General features: G+C 31.0%; 7 protein-coding genes and 1 rRNA gene. All 8 read left to right on the forward strand.

What is annotated here, in order from left to right; translation table 11 throughout:
- Window positions 1-32: 32 nt before the first annotated feature.
- Window positions 33-1,376 carry a chromosomal replication initiator protein DnaA gene (gene dnaA, locus BR66_RS0113475; protein WP_026883402.1) on the forward strand — a complete coding sequence of 448 codons (1,344 nt, stop codon included), beginning with the start codon at window positions 33-35 and terminating at the stop codon, window positions 1,374-1,376.
- A gap of 254 nt (window positions 1,377-1,630) precedes the next feature.
- Window positions 1,631-2,737 (forward strand): DNA polymerase III subunit beta, encoded by a 1,107-nt coding sequence (dnaN, locus tag BR66_RS0113480; RefSeq protein WP_026883403.1) that lies wholly within the window; start codon window positions 1,631-1,633, stop codon window positions 2,735-2,737.
- 43 nt (window positions 2,738-2,780) lie between these two features.
- A complete protein-coding gene (locus BR66_RS0113485) occupies window positions 2,781-2,987 on the forward strand; it encodes an RNA-binding S4 domain-containing protein (protein ID WP_026883404.1) in 207 nt (68 codons plus the stop codon).
- Window positions 2,988-3,045: 58 nt separating this feature from the next.
- Window positions 3,046-4,131, forward strand: coding sequence for a DNA replication/repair protein RecF (recF, locus tag BR66_RS0113490; protein ID WP_026883405.1), 1,086 nt, complete (start codon window positions 3,046-3,048; stop codon window positions 4,129-4,131).
- 27 nt (window positions 4,132-4,158) lie between these two features.
- Window positions 4,159-4,422 (forward strand): extracellular matrix regulator RemB, encoded by a 264-nt coding sequence (gene remB, locus BR66_RS0113495; protein WP_026883406.1) that lies wholly within the window; start codon window positions 4,159-4,161, stop codon window positions 4,420-4,422.
- A 27-nt stretch (window positions 4,423-4,449) separates the two neighbouring features.
- Window positions 4,450-6,360 carry a DNA topoisomerase (ATP-hydrolyzing) subunit B gene (gyrB, locus tag BR66_RS0113500; protein ID WP_026883407.1) on the forward strand — a complete coding sequence of 637 codons (1,911 nt, stop codon included), beginning with the start codon at window positions 4,450-4,452 and terminating at the stop codon, window positions 6,358-6,360.
- 32 nt (window positions 6,361-6,392) lie between these two features.
- Window positions 6,393-8,915 carry a DNA gyrase subunit A gene (gene gyrA / locus BR66_RS0113505; protein ID WP_026883408.1) on the forward strand — a complete coding sequence of 841 codons (2,523 nt, stop codon included), beginning with the start codon at window positions 6,393-6,395 and terminating at the stop codon, window positions 8,913-8,915.
- A 457-nt stretch (window positions 8,916-9,372) separates the two neighbouring features.
- A 16S ribosomal RNA gene (locus tag BR66_RS0113510) occupies window positions 9,373-9,460 on the forward strand; the annotation flags it as partial.

Below are 9,460 nucleotides of genomic sequence, written 5' to 3' on the forward strand. Positions count from 1 at the left end.
AACAAAAATTTTTTTTCACTGGAGGATAAAACATGGGCACCCAATTAAATGAAATATGGGAAAAAACCTTAAACATAATAAAAGGAGAGCTTACTGAAGTTAGTTTTAATACTTGGATAAAAAGTATATCTCCTTTATCTATAGATAACAATTACATAAGACTTGGTGTCCCCAATCAGTTTACTAAGGAAATACTAGAAAGTAGATATAAAGATTTACTTTCTAACGCCGTAAAATTAATCACAACAAAAAAGTATTCTCTGATTTTTAATATACTATCTGAAGAAACAGCAGAAGTAGATGAACATAATGGAGATGAAAGCAATTTATCAGACAATAATGACGATATGCCTACAATGCTAAACCCAAAATACAAATTTGATTCTTTTGTTATAGGCAATAGTAATCGTTTTGCTCATGCTGCTTGCTTGGCTGTTGCAGAAGCACCTGCTAAAGCATACAATCCATTATTCATATATGGAGGAGTTGGACTTGGTAAAACACATCTAATGCATGCTATTGGACATTATATACTGCAAAATAATCCAAAAGCAAAAGTTGTATATGTTTCATCCGAAAAATTTACTAATGAACTTATTAACTCTATAAAAGATGATAAAAATGAAGAATTTAGAACTAAGTATAGAAATATAGATGTACTTCTTATAGACGATGTTCAGTTTATTGGTGGAAAAGAACGTACTCAAGAAGAATTTTTCCATACCTTTAATGCACTTCATGAAAATAACAAACAAATTATACTTTCAAGTGATAGACCCCCAAAAGAGATACCAACCCTTGAAGACAGATTAAGATCACGTTTTGAATGGGGACTTATCGCAGATATTCAAGCACCTGATTTTGAAACAAGAATTGCTATTTTAAAGAAAAAAGCAGATGTAGAGACAATAAACATACCAAATGAGGTAATGGTCTATATCGCTACCAAAATTAAATCTAACATACGAGAATTAGAAGGTGCTTTGATAAGGATAGTTGCTTTTTCTTCTCTAACTAATAGAGAAATAAGTATAGATCTGGCGTCTGAAGCTTTAAAAGACATAATTTCAAACAGGCAATCAAGGCAAGTAACAATAGAACTAATACAAGATATTGTTGCTAATTACTATAACCTTCGAATTGAAGATTTTAAATCTCCTAGACGTACTCGAAATATAGCCTATCCTAGGCAAATAGCCATGTACTTATCACGAAAATTAACTGATATGTCTTTACCTAAAATAGGTGAGGAATTTGGTGGTAGAGACCATACCACTGTCATTCATGGATATGAAAAAATATCTGAGTGTTTAAAAAAAGATGATTCATTAAAAAATGCAATTAGTGAAATTACTAAAAAGATAAATCAAAAGTAATAACAATTGTTTATAATAAATCATTTTAACCCTGTGGATAAAAAGTATATTTAATTTAGTTGTTAACAGTGTGGATAACTCGTTTTTTTTGCAGTTTACTTATCCACAATTATTTTTGGCTAAAATTACGCAGTATATGGGTTTTTTGATGTTATCCACATATCAACAGCCCCTACTACTACTACTATTATATTTATTATCATATCTACTCTAAATAAACCACTATAATTAATGTTAATAAAGGAGGCTCTTACATGAAATTTATATGTAAAAAATCAATATTACAAGAAGCCATTTCAGTAGCACAAAAAGCAGTCACTGGAAAATCAGCTATGCCTATACTTCAAGGATTGCTACTAGAAGCTTCAGATGGAAAAATAACAATAATAGGTTCAGATATAGATTTAAGTATCGAAACTACAATAGATGCAAAAGTAATAGAAAGTGGAAAAATAGTCGTAGACGCTAGACTTTTTGGTGACATTGTAAGAAAATTACCTAATAACGAAATAGAACTAAGCTCAACTACAGATAGCTCTATTGAGATAATATGTGAAAAAACCAAATTTAATTTAGTTCATATGAGCGCAGATGATTTTCCAACGCTTCCGACTATTGATGAGAACAATATTTTTTCTATAGAACAAAAATTATTGAAGAATATGATAAAAGGAACAATCTTTGCAGTGGCACAAGATGAATCAAGACCAATACTAACAGGTGTCTTGTTTGAAATAAAAGATAAAAAAATAAACTTAGTTGCATTAGATGGATATAGATTGGCTCTAAAAAGTGAATATATAGATATAGACACTGAAAGTGCTGTAAAAGCAGTAATTCCGGCAAAAACTTTAAATGAAGTTGTTAAAATTTTAGAAGATGAAGGTGATGTGAATATTACTTTCACAACAAATCACATTCTTATAACACTTGGAGAAACAAAGATAATATCTAGACTACTTGAGGGAGAATTCATAAAATATACAGCAATAATTCCCGAAGAATACAATTTAAAAATCACTGTAAATAAAGGCGAAATTTTAAGTTGTATAGAACGAGCATCCCTTGTAGCAAAGGAAGGAAACACCAATCTTATAAAGTTTGATATTAAGGATGAATACATGATTCTCACTTCCAATTCTCAATTGGGAAACGTAAGAGAAGAATTAAATATAAATTTGCAAGGTCAGCCTTTAGAAATTGCATTTAACGCAAAATACATGATTGATTTACTAAAAATAATTGAAGGTGAAGAAGTGTTTATGGAATTTTCTAGCAGTGTAAGCCCTTGTGTTGTAAAAGATAAGGAAAGTGATAATTGTACTTATCTAGTATTACCTGTAAGGTTATTAAATAGTTAAAATAATAAAAATTGGTTATAATGTAATATGAGGGGTGAATTGCATGAAAGAGATAAAAGTTGAAACTGAAATAATAAAACTTGATGGCTTTTTAAAATGGTCAGGTATTGTAAGTCAGGGATCTGATGCTAAGTTTTATATTAAAAATGGTAATGTTAAACTAAATGGTGAAATTGAAATTCAAAGAGGTAAGAAACTGGTAAAAGGTGACATAGTAGAATTTGATGGTGAAAGTTATAAGATAGTATAAAGAAATTAGTTTCTCCATAAGTTTAAAAACTTATGCTATAATATATAAGGTGTGAATTATGCATATAAGGTCATTAGAACTTATTAATTTTAGAAATTATGAAAAACTTAGTATCGAGATGAACAGAGGTATAAATATTTTCACTGGTGACAATGCCCAAGGAAAGACAAATATACTTGAAAGTATATATTACTGCAGTATTGGAAAGTCCCACCGTACTAATAGAGATAAGGAACTTATTTCTTGGAATAAAAATGAGGCATATATAAGTCTCTATGTCTGTAAAGATAGACTTGATAAAAAAATCCAAATAAAAATTTTTAAAGAAGGTAAAAAAGGAATAAATGTAAATTCTATTAAGTTAAGAAAAATATCTGAACTTTTTGGTGTTTTTAATGCGGTTATATTTTCACCTGAAGACTTAAAAATTATAAAGGATTCACCAAGTTACAGAAGAAAATTTCTAGACATAGAGTTAACTAAGCTAAATGATAGGTATTATTATAACCTAGTACAGTACAATAAGGTTTTGGACGAACGTAATGCAGTACTTCGAAGTAGGAGCTATACTAATTTAGATATTTTAGATGTTTATGATGTACAACTTTCAAAATATGGAAGTTCAATAATAAAATATAGATTGGACTATATAGATGAATTAAACAGGTATGGTAGCGTTATACATAGCGATATAACGAACCAAAAAGAAAATATAGAATTCAAATATATTACAGCTGTTAAGGATTTTGAAAATATAGAAAAAGATTTATTAAATATTTACAAAAATAATAGAAAAAGAGATATAGATAGGGGGGGATCATCATCTGGACCGCAAAAAGATGATCTTGGTATAAATATAAATGGTATAGATACAAGAAGTTACGGATCTCAAGGGCAACAAAGAACTGCTATTCTTACAATAAAGTTTGCTACAATAAATATTTTAAAAAAATTTACAGGTGAAACTCCTGTGCTACTGCTAGATGATGTTTTATCAGAGCTTGATACTTCAAGGCAAAGATACATCTTAAAATCTATAAGTGAAATACAAACTATAATTACCTGTACAGGAATTAACGAAATAGAAAAATATATAGAGGGCAATTTTAAAATATTTAATGTTAAAGACGGAGAAATATCATGAGTAAGATTAAAGATAAGGAGGATTATCATGTTTTTGCATTTAGGTGAGAATGTAGTGGTGCCAATAAAAGATGTTATTGGGATTTTTGATATAGAAACGACTATGTATAGCTCTGATACTAGTCAGTTTTTAAGAATGGCAGAAGAAGATGGTTTTGTTGAGAGAATTACAGAAGATAAATCGAAATCATTTGTAATAGCAGAAGTGGATAAGAAGAGTAAGATATTTTTGTCTCCAATATCTTCTTCGACTTTATGTAAAAGAAGTCAAATGTTTTATTTAGAACCTTAGATAGTTTTTTTAGATAGGAGGATTTTAATGTCAGAAAATAATGGAATTTATGATGAAAGTCAGATTCAAGTACTTGAAGGATTAGAGGCAGTAAGAAAAAGACCAGGAATGTATATAGGTAGTACGTCACTTAGAGGACTTCATCATCTTGTTTACGAAATAGTAGACAACAGTATTGATGAAGCGCTTGCAGGTTTTTGTCACAATATAAATATCATCATCCATAAGGATAACTCAGTATCAATATCGGATGATGGCCGAGGAATGCCTGTAGGCATACATCATAAAATGGGAATACCTACAGTTGAAGTTATTATGACAGTACTTCATGCAGGTGGAAAATTTGGTGGTTCAGGCTATAAAGTTTCAGGTGGACTTCATGGTGTTGGAGCATCTGTAGTTAATGCATTGTCTGAAACATGCGAAGTTATAGTAAAAAATGAAGGGCACATTTGGAGGCAAAGTTTTGCAAGAGGTAAGACAGCCAGTGCATTTGAAAAATTGGGTGATACAGATGAACATGGTACTCAAATTAATTTCAAACCGGATGTTCAAATTTTTGAAAGTATAGAGTTTGAATACGATACATTGTCTCAAAGAATAAGAGAATTGGCATTTTTGAATAAGGGTATTAAGATTAACTTTGTTGATGAACGAAGTGATAAACATGAATTATTTCACTATGAAGGTGGTATAAAATCTTTTGTTTCATACCTGAATAGAAACAAAGAACCATTATTTAAAGAGCCTATTTACATTGAAGGTCACAGAGAAGATTATGCAGTGGAAATTGCAATGCAATATAACGATGGTTATGTGGAAAATTTATTTTCATTTGCTAATAATATAGATACTGTAGAGGGCGGAACTCATCTTGCTGGGTTTAAATCAGCGTTAACTAGAGTGTTAAATGATTACGCTAGAAAATTCGGATTTATAAAAGAGAACGATAAGAATTTATCTGGAGATGATATAAGAGAAGGCTTAACTGCAGTTATATCTATTAAACTTTCAAATCCACAATTTGAAGGACAGACTAAAACAAAACTTGGAAATAGTGAAGTAAGAGGAATCGTAGATAATATTGTTGGAGAAAAGATAAGTAATTACTTAGAAGAAGATCCTGAACTTGGAAAAGTGATAATAGATAAGTCATTAATTGCAGCAAGAGCTAGAGAAGCTGCTAAAAAGGCAAGGGAACTTACAAGAAGAAAATCTGTTCTAGAAAGTACAACATTACCAGGTAAGCTTGCTGATTGTTCATCAAAGGATCCATCGGAATGTGAAATTTATATTGTCGAGGGTGATTCTGCCGGAGGTTCTGCTAAACAAGGTAGAAATAGAAAGTTTCAAGCAATACTTCCGCTAAGAGGAAAAATAATGAATGTTGAAAAGCAGAGAATAGATAAAATTTTAAACTCTGAAATGATACGAGCAATGATAACAGCCTTTGGAGCAGGAATAAGTCAGGATTTTAATTTAGAAAAAATAAGATATCATAGAATTATAATAATGACCGATGCTGATGTTGATGGTGCTCACATAAGGACACTGTTATTGACATTCTTTTATAGATACATGAAGGAACTTGTAGACAAAGGACACGTTTTTATTGCACAACCGCCATTGTTTAAGGTTGCTAAGGGAAAGAAAGAAATATATTGTTACACAGAAGACGAACTGGCGAATGCTATAGCTGAGCTTGGTGGAAAAGACAATAATACAAATATTCAGAGGTACAAAGGACTAGGAGAAATGAATCCTGAACAGCTTTGGGAGACAACTATGGATCCCGAGAGACGTATACTTTTAAAGGCAACAGTAGAAGATGCTAGGGAAGCAGATGAAATATTCACCATTCTTATGGGTGATAAAGTAGAACCACGTAGAGAATTTATTCAACAAAATGCTGATAACGTTAAAAATTTAGATGTTTAATATTATAAAGCACAGTAAAAGAGGTGTGTCACATGAATAAAAATGAAGGTAAAGTTTTAGAAGTAGATTTAAGTAGTGAAATGAAAAAATGTTATATAGATTACGCCATGAGTGTAATAGTAGATCGTGCACTCCCAGACGTAAGAGATGGTCTTAAGCCTGTTCATAGAAGAATAATATATTCAATGCATGAACTAGGATTAAGCCCTGAAAAAGGATATAGAAAGTGTGCAAGAATAGTCGGAGACGTTCTTGGTAAGTATCATCCACATGGAGATTCATCAGTATATGGTGCCCTAGTTAGAATGGCACAAGATTTTAACTTACGATATCCTCTTGTAGATGGACATGGAAATTTTGGTTCTGTAGATGGAGATTCAGCGGCTGCAATGAGATATACAGAAGCTAAGATGAATAAAATAACACTTGAAATGATAAGAGATATTGGTAAAAATACAGTTGACTTTGTTCCAAATTTTGATGGTGAAGAAGAAGAGCCATCTGTAATGCCGTCAAGATTTCCTAATTTACTTGTCAATGGTTCATCAGGTATTGCTGTTGGTATGGCAACAAACATACCACCTCATAACCTAAATGAAGTCATTGATGCCGTCTTTATGCTAATTGACAATAGCGAAGCAACAATACTAGAACTTATGACTAAAATAAAAGGTCCGGATTTTCCTACAGCTGCAAGTATAATGGGCAAAGCTGGTATAAGAAGTGCTTATGAAACAGGCAGAGGTAAGGTTATTGTAAGATCAAAAACAGAGATTGAAGAAATTAACGGAAGACATGTGATTATTGTAACTGAACTGCCATATCAAGTTAATAAAGCAAGACTTATAGAAAATATTGCAGAACTTGTTAAGGATAAAAAAATAAATGGAATATCTGACCTTAGAGATGAATCTGATAGAGATGGAATGAGGATAGTAATTGAGCTTAAGAGGGATGCAAATCCTCAGGTGCTACTAAATCAACTATATAAGCATACAAAACTCCAAGATAGTTTTGGTATTATAATGCTTGCACTAGTTAATGGGAAACCTGAATATCTTAATTTAAAACAGATGTTAGAGCACTATCTTGTATTCCAAGAACAAATTATTACAAGAAGAACTCAATTTGAATTAGAAAAAGCAAATGCTAGAGCTCACCTATTAGAAGGTCTTAAAATTGCACTTGATCATATTGATGAAGTTATTAAAATTATAAGGTCATCTAAAATAGTACGTGAAGCTGAACAGAGTTTGATGGATAAATTTAATCTTTCAGAGATACAATCAGAAGCCATTGTTGAGATGAAATTACGAAGACTTACTGGTTTAGAAAGAGATAAGATTGAGGATGAGTTAAAAGAATTAATGAAGAATATAGAGTATTTAAAAAGTATACTTGGTGATAGACAAATAGTTTTAGGTATAATAAAAGATGAACTCACAGAAATTAAAGCAAAATATGGTGATGAAAGAAGATCAGTAATTGAAAGTGTTGAAAATGAGATAGATATAGAAGATCTTATTTCAGAAGAAGATGTTGTAATAACACTTACGCACGCAGGATACATAAAGAGGATACCAGCTGATACTTACACTTCTCAGAGAAGAGGAGGAAGAGGTATACAAGCACTTGCTACAAAAGATGATGACTTTGTAGAACATATATTTATAACATCTACACATGATCATGTTTTATTCTTTAGTAATAAAGGGAGAGTTTATAGATTAAAAGCATATGAAATTCCAGAGGCAGGTAGAACTGCAAAAGGAACAAATTTAATAAACCTTCTTCAGTTAAACCAAGGTGATAAGATTCAAGCTATAATAACATTAAAGGAATTTAATGAGGATAGCTATTTAATAATGGGTACTAAAAAAGGTGTTATTAAAAAGACATCATTAGATCAATACTCATCTATAAGAAAGAGTGGACTTAATGCAATTCACCTTAAAGATGATGATGAACTTATTGATGTAAGAATGACCACAGGTAGTAGTGAAATATTAATTGTTACAAAACAAGGTTATGCTATAAGATTTAACGAGCAAGATGCAAGACCACTTGGTAGAAATGCTGCTGGTGTGAGAGGCATAAGGCTTAGAGGTGACGATATAGTTGTTAGTTTAGAGATTATAGATCCAGAGCAAGAAGTTCTTGTAATAAGCGCTAATGGTTTTGGAAAAAGAACACGGGTTAGCGAATATTCCCTTCAAAAAAGAGGCGGAAAAGGAGTAATAACCTATAAAGTAACTGAAAAAACTGGAGAACTAGTTGGTGCAAGGCTTGTTAAAGATACAGATGAAATGATGCTTATAAATAGCAATGACATTGTTATTAGAATAAATGTATCTGATATTTCAACTACTAGCAGAAATGCCATGGGAGTAACATTAATGAGAAAAAGCAACGATGAACAAGTTGTAGCATTGGCTAAGATTGATATTCAAGACGAAAAATTGATTTTAGATGATGATATAGTTGATGTTTTGGAAGAAGATATAGTAAGTATAGATGCTGATAAAGTAAATCCAGAAGAAAATAATGAAAATTAATTAATTTAAAGCCAGCAATATGTAGTTAATATTGCTGGCTTTTTTAATCTAGATGGATAATATTATGGTTAAAATTGTTTTTCAATTCATATACTATGCCGTGTGTATCAATTACAATAAATTAATGAATATATACAATTAAATAAAGGATACACAATTTAATTTGAATAATTGAGGAATGCGTATTAAACTATGGCAAATAATTATGGTATTATAGAACACGTCGCAAGAAACAAACGAGAAAAAAAAGAAACAACAAACTGAAATTGATACTGAAAAAAAGTATTGACAAAGGGTTTGAACTTGTGATATTATATAAAAGTTGCCTAACGGCAACACAGTGATCTTTGAAAATTAAACAGAGAATAAGAATTAAGTAAACCAGCAAATTTCTTTGAATCTTAGAAATAAGATTTAAAATATTTATATTAAGCGAAATGAGCTTAATCAAACACTTTTTTATGAGAGTTTGATCCTGGCTCAGGACGAACGCTGGCGGCGTGCTTAACACATGCAAGTCGAGCGAGAAACCTTCGGGTTTCTAG

Source organism: Clostridium akagii DSM 12554 (genome assembly GCF_000686725.1).
In the GTDB taxonomy this organism is placed as follows: domain Bacteria; phylum Bacillota; class Clostridia; order Clostridiales; family Clostridiaceae; genus Clostridium_I; species Clostridium_I akagii.